Here is a 13,317-nt window from a genome sequence, read left to right on the forward strand (position 1 = left end):
CGCTCCAGTGCGGCGAGGTGCCCGCCGAGTGCCGCGCAGTAGGCGCGGGGGTTCACGATGCCCTCTAAATCCGGCAGGCGTGGATGTCTGTGGTGAGGATGGCACGGGCACCAACCTCCCACAGCTGGTCCATCAGGCGCTGCGCCTCCGCGCGCCGGACCATCACGCGCACCGCGACCCAGCCCTGCCGGTGCAGCGGGGAGATCGTCGGCGACTCCAGGCCGGGAGCGACCGAGGTGGCCGCGTCGACGTCCTCGGCGCGGATGTCGTAGTCCATCATCACGTAGTTGCGAGCGATCAGGACGCCCTCGAGCCGGCGGATCAGCTGCTGCATGCCGTTCGGCGGGTTCTCGACGCCGTGCCGCTTGATCAGCACCGCCTCGGACTTCAGGATCGGGTCCCCGAACACCTCGAGTCCGGCCTGGCGCAGCGTCGTACCGGTCTCCACCACATCGGCGATCACGTCGGCGACGCCGAGCTGGACGGCCGACTCGACCGCGCCGTCCAGGCGGACCACGGCGGCGTCGACCCCGTTCTCGGCCAGGTGGTCCTGCAGCACCCCGGCGTACGACGTGGCGATGCGCTTCCCGGCCAGGTCCTTCACGGAGTCCGCGACCCCGGGCCGCCCGGCGAACCGGAACGTGGACGAGCCGAACCCGAGGCCCATGATCACATCCGCGTCGGCGTGCGAGTCGAGCACCAGGTCACGCCCGGAGATGCCGGCGTCCAGCGTCCCCTCGCCGACGTACACGGCGATGTCACGCGGCCGGAGGTAGTAGAACTCGACCTCGTTGGCCGAGTCGGTGAGAGTCAGGTCCTTGGTGGACCGGCGCTGCTTGTAGCCGGCCTCAGTCAGCATCTCGGTGGCGGCTTCGCTCAGCGAGCCCTTGTTCGGTACTGCGACGCGCAGCATGGCGACTGCCCTTTCTGGGGGTGTGAACCGGTGATCTGTCGGAGCGGGCTCCTACAGATGTCGGTACACGTCCTCGAGGTCGAGGCCGAGGGCATGCATCATCACCTGAGCGTGGTAGAGCAGCTGTGACAGCTCCTCCGCGGCCCGCTCCTTGCCCTCGTACTCGGCTGCCATCCATGATTCGGCGGCCTCTTCGACCAGCTTCTTGCCGATCGCGTGCACGCCGGCATCCAGCGCCGCCACGGTCCCGGAACCCTCCGGCCGCGTCGCCGCCTTCTCACCCAGCTCGGCAAACAGCTCCTCAAAACTCTTCATCGCGCGCCCAGCCTACGGGGCGAGCCCCCGGACTCCCTCCCCAGGTCCGCCGATCGGACCCCCGTCAGGCCCCGGCGAGTGCGGCTGATCTTGTCCGGGGCGGTGAGTGGGCGTCGACGTACCAGTCGTGTCGCTCGGACAGCAGCCGCTTGACCATCGCGTAGTCCAGCGTGTCGTCGGGTGTGCGGAGGTGGTACGGCGGCGGGTAGAACGCGTCGCCGAGGAGGGCGACACCATCGGCGACGGCGATCAGGGAGTCCGGGGCGTGGTTGCCGCCGACGTGACGCAGTACGACGCCGGTGGGGAGCGTGAGGGTGTCGTCGAAGGTCTGGTCGGGGAGGACGATCCGGAAGTCGGTCCAGTCGGGGACGGCGAGCGCGCGGGCGCGGAAGCTCGGGCCGAACTTGGGGTTGGCCTCGACTTCGTCGTGGAGGTAGCGGTGGCTCCAGTGTTTGGCTGCCTCGGCTGTCAGTAGGCCGACAGCGGCTTCGTGGGCCACGACCGTGACGTCGTCCCAGGCTGAGGCGCCCCAGGTGTGATCCCAGTGGTGGTGCGTGTAGACGAGCCACTTCGGCGCGGGCAGTCCGGCTGCTGCCATCGCCGTACCGATTGCTCGGGCGTGTTCGGGGCTGTTGCCTGCGTCGACGAGGACGGAGCCGCGGTCGTCGGCGATCACGGCGACCGACGGGCGGATCGCGTCCGGGTCGGGGTCGTGCGGGTAGAGCCAGACCCGGCCGGCGAGGTGCTCGAGCATGTGCCCGACGATAGCCGTATGCAGAATCCCCGGAGAGTCCGCGACCTTGGCGTCGTCGTCGGCACCCTGCCCACCGGTCCGCTCAACGCGATCACCGACGTGCCCGGGGTCCGCGTCGGCCAGACGACGCTCACCGGCGACGGCCTGAACACCGGGGTGACCGCGATCGTGCCCGACGGGTACGCCGGTACGCTCCCGGCTGCTGTTGCTGTCGGCAACGGGTACGGCAAGCTGATCGGCACCACCCAGGTCGACGAGCTCGGGGTGATCGAGACCCCGATCCTGCTCACCGGCACGCTGAGCACGTTCCGGGTCGCCGATGCGCTGGTGAGCTGGCTTCTCGATCGAGACCCGAAGGCCACCAGCCTCAACCCGGTCGTCGGCGAAACCAACGACGCCTACCTCTCCGACATCCGCCGCCGCCCGATCACTCCGGACCACGTCCATACCGCCCTGGACACAGCCTCCTCCGCCCTCCCCCTGGAAGGCTGCGTCGGCGCAGGCACCGGCACCACAGCTCTCGGCTTCAAAGCCGGCATCGGCACGTCGTCCCGCACCATCTCCTCCGGCACCGTGGGAGCCATCGTGCAGTCGAACTTCTCGGGCTTGCTGACGGTGCTTGGGCGACCGATCCCCGCGACGCCTCTTGATGCGGACGGCAACAGTTGCATGATCGTCGTGGCCACGGATCTTCCGCTCGACGCCCGGCAGCTCGGGCGGCTCGCGCGGCGGGCGGTGTTCGCGATGGGCCGGGTCGGCTCGGACTTCGCGCCCGGGAGCGGCGACTACGCGATCGCCTTCACCACCAACCGCACGCCGGGCTACGCGGACAACGACCTCCGCGGGCCGTTCCAAGCAGTCACCGAGTCGGTCGAAGAGGCGCTCCTCAACTCACTCACGATGGCCCGAACCACCACCGGCCACCGCGGCAACACCGCCCACGCCGTACCCCACGACCTCATCCGCAACCTGGTGTAGCCGTTCACATGTGGACATCCGCGGGGACTCGCACAGTCGAGCTGACCGGTGCCCGCTGACTGCTCACGACCAGCAGACCGAAGGCGAGCACCGCCGCAACCGTACGGATTGCGTGGGCGACCTGCCACCGATCGCGGACGCTCGCCCAGTCGGACGGCGGGTTCTGCACGGACCACGCCGCCTGATCCGAGTTGATCGGCAGGTTGATCGCCAGTGTCGTCGCGAACACGACGATCAGCAGCGCGATCGCCACCAGCACCACACGCCGATCGTTGCCTCGGGCCCGGATCGCCAGCACCGCCGTGGTGATCAGCGCCGGGATCAAGGTCACCGAGGCCAACTTGTCCAGCGAGTCCAGCTCCACCAACCGGGTCTGCGTGTAGACGGCCGCGTCGTACCCGCGCAGCGAGTTCTCGAGCACCAGCACGCAGACCAGGAATCCGGCGAACAGTCCACTGAACAGCAGGCTCGCCGAGCGCACGATTCGCGTCATCAGTACGACACTCCGACCGACTGATCGATGGTCGCCGGGTCGTCGAGGACCGCGAGCATCAAGTGCGCCACGTCGGCGCGCGAGACGGAGTACCCCTTCGTCACGGTGCCGCCGACCAGCGTGCGGTAGTGACCGGTCAGCGGTTTGTTGTTCAGCTTCGGCGGGCGCACGATCGTCCACTCCGTGGTGCTGCTCATGATCGCCGCCTCCATCAGCCGGAGGTCCGCGTACACGTCGGCCGCGAAGGCGTTGATCATCGGGTACACCACCCGGCGGTTCAGGAAACTCTCGTCCGCGGGGACCGGTCCGAGCGGCGCGGCGCTGACCGCGACGAAGCGCCGTACCCCGGCCGCTTCCATTGCCGTCAGCATCGACCGCGTGCTGTTCGACGCGACCGGTCCGTCCTTCCGCCCGCGGGCCCCCACGCCGGACACGACCGCAGCACTCCCGTCGAGCGCCTCGCGCAGCGGCTCCGCGGAGTCCAGACCGGCCACCCGCACCACCTCCAGCGACGGATGCTCCAGCTCGAACGCCGAGGACGTCCGCACCACCGCGGTCACCTTGTGCCCCGCATCGAGCGCCTGCCGTACGACGTGACCGCCGATCCCACCCGTCGCGCCGAACACCGTGATCCTCATCCCGCCCACCTCCGGTCGACTCATATAGTATGGAAATCATAATATATGAGTCAGACAAGACAAGCGGACGTGGGTCACACTCAGCGGTAGAGGTCGAGGATCGCCCTCCCGAGGGTGGCCATTTCGGCTCGCAGCTCGGCGGGTTCGAGCACCTCGACCGCGGCGCCGAACCGGCTCAGTGAGGTGGCCGCGTTCGCGACGGACTCGATCGGGATCGTCACGACGACGCTCCCGTCGGGCTCGGGCTCGGCGGCCGCCACCGCCTTGACCAGGCTCGGGAACGAGACGTCGTACATCCTGGCGGCGAGTTGCGCGGCCACCCGGACGACGGCCTCGCCGGTGTACCGGATGCGGTCGAACCCTTGGAGGTGGTCCTGCCAGAACTGGGTCAGATCGAAGTCCGGGTCCCGCTCGAACTCCTCCTCGGTCGGTGTGAGCTCGAGGATGTTGGAGACGCGGTACGTGCGCAGACCGCTCGCGGTGGCGGCCACGACGTACCAACTGCCGTTCTTGAGGACGAGCCCGTGCGGCTCCAGGACGCGCTCGACCTCGCGGGGCTCCTCCCAGCGGCGGTAAATGACCTTGATCCGGCGATCGTGAAGCACCGAGTCGGCGACCGCCGAGAGATGCGGCGAGTCCTCCGCGTCCTGATACCAGGCGGGCAGGTCGAGGTGGAAGCGGTTCTTGAGCCGGCCGGCGCGGTCCCGCTGGTCGGGGGCGAGGGCGGCGAGCAGTTTGAGCTCGGCTGCACTGGTCTCCGCGGTGAGTCCCAGCGCCGCGGCCGCGCCCGGCATACCGACCAGGAAGAGTGCGGCCGCCTCCTGCTCGGTCAGTCCGGTCAGCTTGGTGCGGTACCCCTCGACGAGCCGATAACCGCCGGCGCGACCCTGATCGGCGTACACCGGAACCCCGGCCGCCGCGAGCGCCTCGACATCGCGGTAGATCGTCCGCAACGACACCTCGAGCTCGTCCGCGAGCTCACGCGCCGTCAACTGCCGGCGCGTCTGCAGCAACAGCAGGATCGACAACAGCCGGCTCGAACGCATGCTGTTCAGGTTAATGCTTATCGCTGCCATCGGTTGTCAGGTATTGGCTGGACGCTTGGCTGCATGACGACATGGAACAAAGCGACCGGCGACTTCGACTTCCTCAACGGGTACTTCGACGTCCACCACCGGACCCTGAAACAAGCCTTCGCCGGATGCGACGAGTGGCTCGAATACGACGGGACCACGACCGCGCACACGTACTTCGACGGGCAGATCAGCATCGACGAGATGCGCTTCCCGACGAAGGGGTCGTACGGGCTCTCGCTCCGCGTGTTCGACCCGGTCGAGAAGCAGTGGAGCATCTGGTGGGTCAACAGCACGACGATGCAGCTGTACCCACCCGTGCGCGGCGGCTGGTCTGCGGACGGTACGAGCTGCCGGCTGGTCGGAGAGGACTCGCTCGACGGGTTCCCGATCCTGTGCAGCTACGAATGGTCGGACATCACCGCTGAGACCGCGCACTGGGAGCAGGCCTATTCCAGCGACGGCGGCAAGACCTGGGAAACCAACTGGACCATGGACTTCACCCGCCGCTCCAACCCGCCGCCTCCCCTCGACGTACCCAAGGTCACCGGCGACTTCGACTTCCTCGTCGGCCGCTGGGACTTCCACAACCTCCGCCGACGCCCGGTCCTCGGCGAACCGTTCGAGTGGCACGAGTTCGACGCGTCGCTGGAGGCCACCACGTACTTCGACGGAGCCATCAGCGTCGACGAAGGCTGGTACCCGACGGAAGGCTTCCGCGGCGCGACCTTCCGCCTCTACAACCCGGCATCACGCACCTGGGCCATCCACTGGATCAACAGCGAACGCGGCCACCTGGAGACCCCTGTCATCGGCTCCTTCACCGGCGACACCGGCACCTTCGAAGGCCCCGACGAATGGGACGGCCAGCCCATCGACGTCCGCTTCCTGTGGAACCGAGGCGTCGACAAGGCGTCCTGGGAGCAGTCCTTCTCGACCGACGGAGGCGAGAACTGGATCGCGAACTGGCACATGAACCACACCCGCATCGGCTGAGCTCTCGACTCGGTCGCCTTTGTGGTAACAAATGGTCGCCAGACGGCCAAAAAGTTCCACAAACCTCGCTCCTACAGTGCGCGGATGGCTGCCAGGGTCGAGAGGGCGGCCTGGGTTGCCTCGTAGCCCTTGTCTTCCCGGCTGTCGGGGAGGCCGGCGCGGTCGAGGGCCTGGGGGTCGTTGTCGCAGGTGAGGAGGCCGAAGCCGACCGGGATCCCGGTGGTGACGCCGACCTGCATGAGACCCTCGGTCGCTGCCTGGCAGACGTACTCGAAGTGCGGCGTGTCTCCTCGGATCACCACGCCCAGCGCCACCACGGCGTCGTACCCGTTCTTTGCCGCGTGCAACGATGCGACCGGGAGTTCGAAGGAGCCGGGGACGCGGATCACGGTGTAGTCGGTGATGCCGGAGTCGTCGAGTGCGCGGATCGCACCGGCGACGAGGGCATCGGTGACTTTCGGGTGCCACTGGGCGGCGACGATCGCGACCCGCGCGCCGTCGACCCGCGGGACCTCGATGGTTGGTGCTCCACTGCCCGACATCAGCCGGCTCCGTTCTCTTCCGTGAGTACGCCGCCCGGGAGGTGGTGCCCCATCCGGTCGCGCTTCGTCCGCAGGTACCGCAGGTTGTGCTCGGTCGGGTCGATGGAGATGCCGCGGCGCTCGACCACGTCGATGCCGTATCCCTGAACTCCCGCGAGCTTGTCAGGGTTGTTCGTCAGCAGCCGCACGGAAGTCACGCCCAGGTCGGCCAGGATCTGCGCCCCGGTGCCGTAGTCGCGAGCATCAGCGGGCAGCCCGAGATCGAGGTTCGCGTCGACCGTGTCCCGGCCGGCGTCCTGCAGTTCGTACGCCTGCAGCTTGTGCAGCAGCCCGATCCCACGCCCCTCATGGCCGCGCAGGTACACCACCACACCGCCCTCGGCCGCGACCTGCCGCATCGCCTCGTCCAGCTGCGGCCCGCAGTCGCACCGCAGTGAACCGAACACGTCGCCGGTCAGGCACTCCGAGTGCAACCGCACCAGCGTCGGCCCACCGCCGATCGACCCGCGCACCAACGCCAACTGCTCCGACCCGTCCACCGTGTTCCGGTAGCCGTGGGCAACAAAGTCGCCGTACTGCGTCGGCAGCGTCGTCGTGGCGACCCGCTCGATCTGGGACTCGGTACGACGCCGGTACCGGATCAGGTCGTCGATCGACACCAGCACCAGACCGTGCTCGTCGGCGAACGCGCGCAAGTCAGTACCGCGCTTCATCGTCCCGTCGTCGTTCACCATCTCGGAGATCACCGCAGCCGGCGTCAACCCAGCCATCCGGGCCAGGTCGATCGATGCTTCGGTGTGCCCGGGCCGGACGAGTACGCCGCCCTCCCGGCCGCGCAGCGGAAACACATGCCCCGGCTGCACGAGGTCGTACGACTCCGAGGCCGAATCCGTCAGTACCCGGATCGTCCGGGCCCGGTCGGCCGCCGAGATGCCGGTGCTGATCCCGTCCCGCGCGTCGACCGAGATCGTGTACGCCGTCCGCATCCGCTCGCGGTTGTGCGGCGTCATCAGCGGGATGCCGAGCCGGTCGAGCTCGGCGCCCTCCATCGGCACGCACACCACACCGGAGCTGTACCGGATGAGGAACGCCAGCAACTCCGGCGTCGCCTTGGACGCGGCGAAGATCAGATCGCCTTCGTTCTCGCGATCCTCGTCGTCGACCACGATCACCGGCCGCCCGGCGCGGATCTCGTCGATCGCGTGCTCGATCGTGTCCAGCTTCAGTACGTCGCCCATCTAACCCACCACCACCGGTTCCGGAGTTGCCGTCCGCTCGCGGTTCTGGATCTTCCACCAGGACGCGAACCCGATCACGCAGAACAGTCCGTACACGACGTACATCGACGCCGACGGATAGAACTTCGCCTGTACCAGCAGGGGTACGCCGACCACGTCGACCGCGACCCAGATCAGCCAGAACTCGACGAACCCGCGGGCCATCCCGTACGTCGCCAGGATCGACCCGGTCAGGATCCACGCATCCCACTGCGGGCCCCACGAGCCGAGCGCGCGCAGAACGAAGTACGAGATCGCGTACAGCACGACCGCGAGGCCGAGCAGCTCGATCCGTTCCCGCGTCGTCGCCCACCGCGGCTGTACGCCGTTGGCGGCACCTTGATGCCGGGTCTGGTACCAGCGGTACCACCCGTACAGGCTGATCAGCGCGAAGAACACCTGACGGCCGGCCTGGCCCCAGAGGTCCTTGTCCTGCGGGGTGTCGAAGATCCCGCCGACGAAGACCGTGAACAGCAGCACGTTGCCGACGATGCCGACCGGCCACGCCGCGACCAGCCGGCGCATGCCGAACAGGGCGCTGGCCAGACCGAACACATTGCCGACGATCTCCCGGACCAGCACCGGCGACCCGGCGATCGTCACCTGGGAGTGCAACAGCCAGTCGATCGGGTTCACTGCTCGCCTCCGTTGTCCGTCACGTTGCCTCCGGCAATGAGTCTCTCGACATATTTCGCGATCACGTCGACCTCGAGGTTGACGGTCTCGCCCACCGTGTTCCGGCCGAGAACGGTCAGCTCGAGCGTCGTCGGGATCAGGCTGATCCCGAACGTCCCGGACGCGTCGTCGACATCGGTCACCGTCAGCGACACCCCGTCGACCGCGATCGAGCCCTTCTCGGCGATGTACTTGAGGATCTCCGGCGTCGTCGCGACGCGGACGTCCTCCCAGTGCTCCCCCGGACTGCGCGAGGCGATCGTGCCGGTGCCGTCGACGTGCCCTTGCACGATGTGCCCACCCAGCCGCGCGTGTGCGGTGACGGCGCGCTCCAGGTTGACCGACGAGCCCTTCTCGAGGCCGCCGAGGCTGGTGCGCTGCAGTGTCTCGCGCATCACGTCGGCCGTGAACACGCCGTCGCCGTACTCCACCACCGTCAGGCAACAGCCGTTGACCGCGATCGAGTCGCCGTGGCCGGCGTCCTCGGTCACCTTCGGCCCGCGGATCGTGAGCCGCGCGGCGTCGCCGTCGAGCAGGTCCAGGGACTCGACCGTGCCGAGTTCTTCGATGATGCCGGTGAACATCTACTTTCCTTCCAGGGGAACCAGGGTCAGCCGGACGTCGTCGCCCAGGCGGCTGACGTCCGCTAGCTTGAACCGCCGCAGGTGGTCGATCGATTCCGCGCCGAGATCACCGACCGCGGCGAACCCGGAACCGAGCACGGCCGGAGCGACGTACGCGACGATCTGGTCGACCAGACCGGCGCGGACGAAAGCGGCGGCCAGGGTCGGGCCGCCCTCGAGCCAGAGGTGCCGGATCTGCCGGTCGTCCAGCTGCCGGAGCACCTCGGCGGGATCATGGGTCGGCAGCAGCAGCGTCTCCGCGCGGTCGTTGCGGACCCGCGCGGTCGGCGGGACCTCCCGGTCGCCGACGACGACCCGCAGCGGCTGCCGCGCCGCCGGTACGTCGTTCTCGTCACGAACCGTGAGCTCAGGGTCGTCGTCCAGCACGGTCTGGGTGCCGACGGCGATCGCGTCGCACTCCGCACGCTGCCGGTGGACGTCGGCGCGCGCGATCGGGCCGGTGATCCACTTGCTCGTCCTGTCGGGCGCGGCGGACCGTCCGTCGAGCGTGGTCGCGAACTTCCAGGTGACGAACGGGCGCCCCGTCCGGACACTGTGCAGCCAGACGTAGTTGACCGCCTCGGCCTCGTCCCGCAGTACGCCTTGGACGACCGCGATGTTCTTCCTGGCCAGCTTCTCGGCGCCGCCGGCCGCGGTGCGGTTCGGGTCCGGGACGGCGTACACGACGCGAGCGACCTCGGCCTCGATCAGGGCGTCGGCGCACGGGCCGGTGCGGCCGGTGTGATTACACGGCTCCAGCGTGACGTACGCCGTACCGCCGCGGGCTCGCGGCCCCGCCATCCGGAGCGCCTCGACCTCGGCATGCGGGCCACCGGCAACGGCGTGGAAGCCCTCGCCGACCGGATGCCCGTCCGGGCCGGTCACGACACAACCGACCACCGGGTTCGGATGGGTGCTGCCGACACCTTTCGCGGCCAACTCGACCGCACGCCGCATCCACGCGACATCAATCGGCGAAGCGTTACTCACTGCTCGTTGGTCCCTCGTCGTCACGGACGCACAACCGGGGTCTCGTGACGACCGGCGACCACGCTCCGCCATCCGGGCCTCGCCGTACGCCGCCTAGCTCGCGCACGCCTGCCGACCGGACATCAGAGCACACCCGCCGACCGCGTGCACCTCCCATCCGGACTTTCACCGTCGGTCCTGGAATTCCACCAGGTCAACCAGCCGCCAAACCGCAGCGGCCGGGTCGCGGACTGTCACCGCCGGCTCGGAATTACACCGACCCCGGAGCACGCGAGTGGGTTCACTCGTGGTTCAAGTATGCCCTCCCCCGCAACCCACACCACGACCTAGGTCACATCGTGGTCCGTTCCCGCCCCCATCACCCGATCCGGCCCCATCACCCGATCCGGTCCCATCACCCGATCCGGTCCCGTCGCCTGATCCGGTCTTGGGGCGATCCGCCGGTGCAGGCCAGCGCGACCGCCGCCACCGCGCACGCCACCGCGACCGCGAGAACCAGCGGCCGGTACCCGAACGCGTCGGCCAGCCCCGCGCCCCCGAGTGGTCCGAGCGCCTTCGCGATCGTGGTCGGCGTACCCAGCATCCCGGCGATCGTCCCGAACCCGTCCGCGCCGTACCGGTCGAGCAGAATCGCCGGTGTCGCGATCGACGACACCCCGAACCCGAGCCCGAACAGCACCAGGCACCCGACCACTCCCCCGACATGCCGTCCGACGACCGGCAGCAGCGCGATCGCGATCGCCTGCACGAACAGGATCAACGAGGTGATCGTCGCCATCGGCAACCACCGCGCGGACACGCTCGTCACCAGCCGCCCGGTCACCGACAACAGCCCGAGCAACCCCGCGAGACTCGCCGCCCGCGCCGGCGGATGCCCGAGACTGACCAGGTACAGCACCAGGTGAACCGCGATCACCGCCAGCGCAGCACTGTGCACCACAAACGCCCCCGCCAACACCCAAAACCCCGGATCCCGCAACACCCGCGCCGGCGATGCGATCCGCCGCACGCCGGCCTCGGGCCCCGCACCAGCGTCCGGACCCGAGCCAGGCTCCGGCCGCACACCCAACTGCCCGCCGACCTCCGCTTGCTCGGTGACGTGCGGTTGCGGCCGGCCGGGGCGGACGGCGAGGAAGTGGAGCGGGAAGGTGATTGCGGCGAGGGTGCCGGACAGGATGATCAGTGCAGTACGCCAGCCGTGAGCGTGAGCGAGGTACCCGGTCAGCGGGAGAAAGATCGAACTGGCCAACCCACCAACCAGCGTGATGGTGAGGATGGAGTTGGTCCGAGCGGCCGGCGCAGCAACGGCAACCACGACCGCGAACGCAGGCGGATACAAGACCATCGCGCACGCAACACCGATCACAACAAACGCGGCGTACAACTGCACAACGTTCTGCACCTGCGACCACCCCAGTACGGCGATCGCAGCGAGCACCGACCCGCTCGACATGAGCCCACGCCCACCCCGGACGTCGAGCCGCCGACCAACCGGGATCGACATCAGACCACTCATCAGTACGGCGGTAGTCGACGCCCCGACCGCTGTGGTGGTGGAGATGGATAGGTCGGCACTCATCGGTCCGAGCAACGCACTGAACGCGTAGCTGAGTACGCCGTACCCAACGGTCGTCGTGATCGCCAGCGCAGCCACCATCAGCCGCACCTGGTCACGTCGCGCCCCAGTGACCACTGTCGAACCCATCATCGACAGTCTTTCACGACCCAACCCACCCGTCCGGTGAATTTCCTCTCACCGAAACAACAACCAGGCCGCACTCCCCAACAACCCGACAGCCCCCACAAAACACCCAACCGCAACCACCCGTAGTACCCGCCCCGACCGCCCAACCACACCGTGCCGCCTGATCGCAGGCGCCGGCGCAACGTCATCCGTGACCGCAGAGGCCGGCGCAATGCCATCCATGGGCGCAGGCGCAACGTCACCCATGGCAGCGGGGGCCGGCGCGCCGGTCCGCATCGACGCGGTGGCTCCGCTCTCCATGGACGGCGTGGCAGACCGGCCGTCCGGGACGGGTGCGGGAGTGCGCGCGACGACTCGTGCGGATGTCGCAGCGGATCGCCCGGCAGAGGTGGGCGGTGGAACGGCGGGCGGTACCGGCTGCTCGTGGCGGGTCCGCGGGCCCACGGGAGTCCAGTCCGGTGGGAGAGGCGGGAGCTGATCGAATACTTCCGGGGCGTCAGGGTCCTGGATCCACGGATCAGTTCCCGGCGGAGGTACAGCGCCGGTCGCGGCCAAGAGGCGCCCCGCGGACGCGGCGGACTCGGGCCGGTCGGACGGATTCTTCGCCGTCATGCGGCGAACGAACTCGCCCAGGTTTCCGTCGAGCTCGGGAAGTTTGCCATCGATGCCAGGGCGTTCGCCGGTGAGGAGTTCGACTGTTACGGCTCCGACGGCGTACAGGTCCTGGCGCGGGTCGGGATCGGCGCCTGCCAACTGCTCGGGAGCGAGGTACCCGGGCGTGCCGAGGATGGTGCTGTGGCGGGTCATCCGCGGTTCGTCGAGCAACCCGGCGACGCCGAAATCCGACAGGCGCAGATGCGGTCGCCCAGTACCGGTCGCGTCGAGCAGGAGGTTGGCCGGCTTCACATCGCGGTGCACGATCCGCGCCGCATGCACCGCGGACAGACCGTGCAACAACTGATCGACCAGGACAGCGACGTACGACTCGGGGAGCGGACCGTGATCACCGAGCAGCGTCGCGACCGACCCGCCCCGCACCAGCTCCATCGCGAATACGACCTTGTCGTCATCCGCAGCCCACCCGTGCGGCGCAACCACGTGTGGGTGCTCGATCCGCAGCGACTGCTCCCGCACGAACCGCAGCAAGGTCGCCGCATCATGCTGCCCCAGCACCTTCGCGGCCACGTACGCCGACCGCCGCAGGTCCCACGCCCGCCAGACCGACCCCATACCTCCGGTCCCGACAAGGTCGATCAGCCGATACCGCCCAGCAAACGCCTCCACCACCCAGAACCTACCGCCCCAACCGCCCACCCCAGCAGCACACCGTCCCCACCCAGCGGCC

Annotated in this window: 15 protein-coding genes and 1 riboswitch; of the genes, 2 read left to right on the plus strand and 13 right to left on the minus strand. The window is 68.8% G+C overall.

All coding sequences use genetic code 11. The annotated features are described in order from the left end of the window. Nucleotides 1–64: 64 nt before the first annotated feature. The 3 genes from hisG to OHA18_RS03590 form a co-directional block, all read right to left on the minus strand. A complete protein-coding gene (hisG, locus tag OHA18_RS03580; protein ID WP_329002136.1) occupies nucleotides 65–913 on the minus strand; it encodes an ATP phosphoribosyltransferase in 849 nt (282 codons plus the stop codon). Between the two features lie 51 nt (nucleotides 914–964). Further along, the gene (locus tag OHA18_RS03585) at nucleotides 965–1,228 is read right to left on the minus strand and encodes a phosphoribosyl-ATP diphosphatase (RefSeq protein WP_329002138.1); all 264 of its coding nucleotides are present in this window, start codon (nucleotides 1,226–1,228) and stop codon (nucleotides 965–967) included. 64 nt (nucleotides 1,229–1,292) lie between these two features. Further along, the gene (locus OHA18_RS03590) at nucleotides 1,293–1,982 is read right to left on the minus strand and encodes an MBL fold metallo-hydrolase (RefSeq protein ID WP_329002139.1); all 690 of its coding nucleotides are present in this window, start codon (nucleotides 1,980–1,982) and stop codon (nucleotides 1,293–1,295) included. Nucleotides 1,983–2,000: 18 nt separating this feature from the next. Here OHA18_RS03590 and OHA18_RS03595 point away from each other — a divergent pair, with 18 nt between their 5' ends. After that, nucleotides 2,001–2,960, plus strand: a complete 960-nt coding sequence (locus tag OHA18_RS03595) for a P1 family peptidase (RefSeq protein ID WP_329002140.1) — start codon at nucleotides 2,001–2,003, stop codon at nucleotides 2,958–2,960. Between the two features lie 4 nt (nucleotides 2,961–2,964). On the opposite strand, the gene OHA18_RS03600 is transcribed toward OHA18_RS03595, so the two are convergent. The 3 genes from OHA18_RS03600 to OHA18_RS03610 form a co-directional block, all read right to left on the minus strand. Next, on the minus strand, nucleotides 2,965–3,453 hold the full coding sequence (locus OHA18_RS03600; RefSeq protein ID WP_329002141.1) for a DUF1772 domain-containing protein: 489 nt from the start codon (nucleotides 3,451–3,453) through the stop codon (nucleotides 2,965–2,967). Beyond that, the gene (locus OHA18_RS03605; RefSeq protein WP_329002142.1) at nucleotides 3,453–4,091 is read right to left on the minus strand and encodes an NAD(P)-dependent oxidoreductase; all 639 of its coding nucleotides are present in this window, start codon (nucleotides 4,089–4,091) and stop codon (nucleotides 3,453–3,455) included. The genes OHA18_RS03600 and OHA18_RS03605 overlap by 1 nt, the downstream gene beginning before the upstream one ends. Nucleotides 4,092–4,171: 80 nt before the next feature. Beyond that, nucleotides 4,172–5,137 carry a helix-turn-helix transcriptional regulator gene (locus OHA18_RS03610; RefSeq protein WP_329002143.1) on the minus strand — a complete coding sequence of 322 codons (966 nt, stop codon included), beginning with the start codon at nucleotides 5,135–5,137 and terminating at the stop codon, nucleotides 4,172–4,174. A gap of 63 nt (nucleotides 5,138–5,200) precedes the next feature. Here OHA18_RS03610 and OHA18_RS03615 point away from each other — a divergent pair, with 63 nt between their 5' ends. Beyond that, a complete protein-coding gene (locus OHA18_RS03615; RefSeq protein WP_329002144.1) occupies nucleotides 5,201–6,160 on the plus strand; it encodes a hypothetical protein in 960 nt (319 codons plus the stop codon). 71 nt (nucleotides 6,161–6,231) lie between these two features. Here the strand turns inward: OHA18_RS03615 and ribH are convergent, their stop codons facing one another. The 7 genes from ribH to OHA18_RS03650 form a co-directional block, all read right to left on the minus strand. Then, entirely contained in the window at nucleotides 6,232–6,702 is a 471-nt protein-coding gene (gene ribH, locus OHA18_RS03620) for a 6,7-dimethyl-8-ribityllumazine synthase (RefSeq protein WP_329002145.1), read from the minus strand. Then, a complete protein-coding gene (locus OHA18_RS03625; RefSeq protein WP_329002146.1) occupies nucleotides 6,702–7,940 on the minus strand; it encodes a bifunctional 3,4-dihydroxy-2-butanone-4-phosphate synthase/GTP cyclohydrolase II in 1,239 nt (412 codons plus the stop codon). The genes ribH and OHA18_RS03625 overlap by 1 nt, the downstream gene beginning before the upstream one ends. Continuing rightward, a complete protein-coding gene (pnuC, locus tag OHA18_RS03630) occupies nucleotides 7,941–8,615 on the minus strand; it encodes a nicotinamide riboside transporter PnuC (RefSeq protein ID WP_329002147.1) in 675 nt (224 codons plus the stop codon). Then, nucleotides 8,612–9,238, minus strand: a complete 627-nt coding sequence (locus tag OHA18_RS03635; RefSeq protein WP_329002149.1) for a riboflavin synthase — start codon at nucleotides 9,236–9,238, stop codon at nucleotides 8,612–8,614. Before OHA18_RS03635 ends, pnuC begins: the two co-directional genes overlap by 4 nt. Next, complete coding sequence (gene ribD / locus OHA18_RS03640) at nucleotides 9,239–10,267, minus strand: bifunctional diaminohydroxyphosphoribosylaminopyrimidine deaminase/5-amino-6-(5-phosphoribosylamino)uracil reductase RibD (protein WP_329002150.1); 1,029 nt, start codon at nucleotides 10,265–10,267, stop codon at nucleotides 9,239–9,241. Nucleotides 10,268–10,408: 141 nt separating this feature from the next. Further along, nucleotides 10,409–10,540, minus strand: a riboswitch (FMN riboswitch). Between the two features lie 121 nt (nucleotides 10,541–10,661). Further along, a complete protein-coding gene (locus OHA18_RS03645) occupies nucleotides 10,662–11,972 on the minus strand; it encodes an MFS transporter (RefSeq protein WP_329002151.1) in 1,311 nt (436 codons plus the stop codon). 48 nt (nucleotides 11,973–12,020) lie between these two features. Next, the gene (locus OHA18_RS03650) at nucleotides 12,021–13,256 is read right to left on the minus strand and encodes a protein kinase domain-containing protein (RefSeq protein WP_329002152.1); all 1,236 of its coding nucleotides are present in this window, start codon (nucleotides 13,254–13,256) and stop codon (nucleotides 12,021–12,023) included. Between the last annotated feature and the right edge of the window lie 61 nt (nucleotides 13,257–13,317).

This window comes from Kribbella sp. NBC_00709 (assembly GCF_036226565.1).
GTDB lineage: Bacteria > Actinomycetota > Actinomycetes > Propionibacteriales > Kribbellaceae > Kribbella.

Bases quoted from the DNA above. Each gene is read 5' to 3' on its own strand.
- hisG (WP_329002136.1), bottom strand. From the start codon at position 913: ATGCTGCGCGTCGCAGTACCGAACAAGGGCTCGCTGAGCGAAGCCGCC.
- OHA18_RS03585 (WP_329002138.1), bottom strand. From the start codon at position 1,228: ATGAAGAGTTTTGAGGAGCTGTTTGCCGAGCTGGGTGAGAAGGCGGCG.
- OHA18_RS03590 (WP_329002139.1), bottom strand. From the start codon at position 1,982: ATGCTCGAGCACCTCGCCGGCCGGGTCTGGCTCTACCCGCACGACCCC.
- OHA18_RS03595 (WP_329002140.1), top strand. From the start codon at position 2,001: ATGCAGAATCCCCGGAGAGTCCGCGACCTTGGCGTCGTCGTCGGCACC.
- OHA18_RS03600 (WP_329002141.1), bottom strand. From the start codon at position 3,453: ATGACGCGAATCGTGCGCTCGGCGAGCCTGCTGTTCAGTGGACTGTTC.
- OHA18_RS03605 (WP_329002142.1), bottom strand. From the start codon at position 4,091: ATGAGGATCACGGTGTTCGGCGCGACGGGTGGGATCGGCGGTCACGTC.
- OHA18_RS03610 (WP_329002143.1), bottom strand. From the start codon at position 5,137: ATGCGTTCGAGCCGGCTGTTGTCGATCCTGCTGTTGCTGCAGACGCGC.
- OHA18_RS03615 (WP_329002144.1), top strand. From the start codon at position 5,201: ATGACGACATGGAACAAAGCGACCGGCGACTTCGACTTCCTCAACGGG.
- ribH (WP_329002145.1), bottom strand. From the start codon at position 6,702: ATGTCGGGCAGTGGAGCACCAACCATCGAGGTCCCGCGGGTCGACGGC.
- OHA18_RS03625 (WP_329002146.1), bottom strand. From the start codon at position 7,940: ATGGGCGACGTACTGAAGCTGGACACGATCGAGCACGCGATCGACGAG.
- OHA18_RS03635 (WP_329002149.1), bottom strand. From the start codon at position 9,238: ATGTTCACCGGCATCATCGAAGAACTCGGCACGGTCGAGTCCCTGGAC.
- OHA18_RS03645 (WP_329002151.1), bottom strand. From the start codon at position 11,972: ATGGGTTCGACAGTGGTCACTGGGGCGCGACGTGACCAGGTGCGGCTG.